General features: G+C 65.6%; 1 protein-coding gene. It reads left to right on the top strand.

Features of this window, described 5'->3' with window-relative positions:
• The coding region (locus BIU89_RS13595; RefSeq protein ID WP_441294458.1) for a preprotein translocase subunit SecA at positions 1 to 639 on the top strand (639 nt) is incomplete at both ends.

The raw sequence follows: 639 nt of genomic DNA, 5'->3' as shown, positions 1-639 counted from the left end.
CGGCGAGGTGCTCATCGTCGACGAGCACACCGGCCGCATCCTGATGGGCCGCCGCTACAACGAGGGCATCCACCAGGCGATCGAGGCGAAGGAAGGCGTCGAGGTCAAGGCCGAGAACCAGACCCTCGCCACCGTCACGCTGCAGAACTACTTCCGCCTCTACCAGAAGCTCTCCGGCATGACCGGTACCGCCGAGACCGAGGCGGCCGAGTTCATGTCGACCTACAAGCTCGGCGTCGTCCCCATCCCGACGAACAAGCCGATGCAGCGCATCGACCAGACGGACCTCGTCTACAAGAACGAGAAGGCGAAGTTCGAGCAGGTCGCCGAGGACATCGCGGAGCGCCACGAGAAGGGCCAGCCTGTCCTCGTCGGCACCACGAGCGTCGAGAAGTCCGAGTACCTGTCGAAGCTCCTCGCCAAGCAGGGCGTCAAGCACGAGGTCCTCAACGCCAAGAACCACGCACGTGAAGCCGCGATCGTCGCCCAGGCCGGTCGCTTCGGCGCCGTGACCGTCGCGACGAACATGGCCGGTCGTGGTACCGACATCATGCTCGGTGGCAACGCGGAGTTCCTCGCCGTGCAGGAGATGCACGTCAAGGGCCTGTCGCCGACCGAGACCCCGGACGAGTACGAGGC

Origin of the sequence: Curtobacterium sp. MCBA15_005 (genome assembly GCF_001864855.1) — a bacterium.
Taxonomy (GTDB): domain Bacteria; phylum Actinomycetota; class Actinomycetes; order Actinomycetales; family Microbacteriaceae; genus Curtobacterium; species Curtobacterium flaccumfaciens.
Note: the sequence above shows the minus strand (reverse complement) of the source record. Positions and strands in the feature narration are given on the sequence as shown.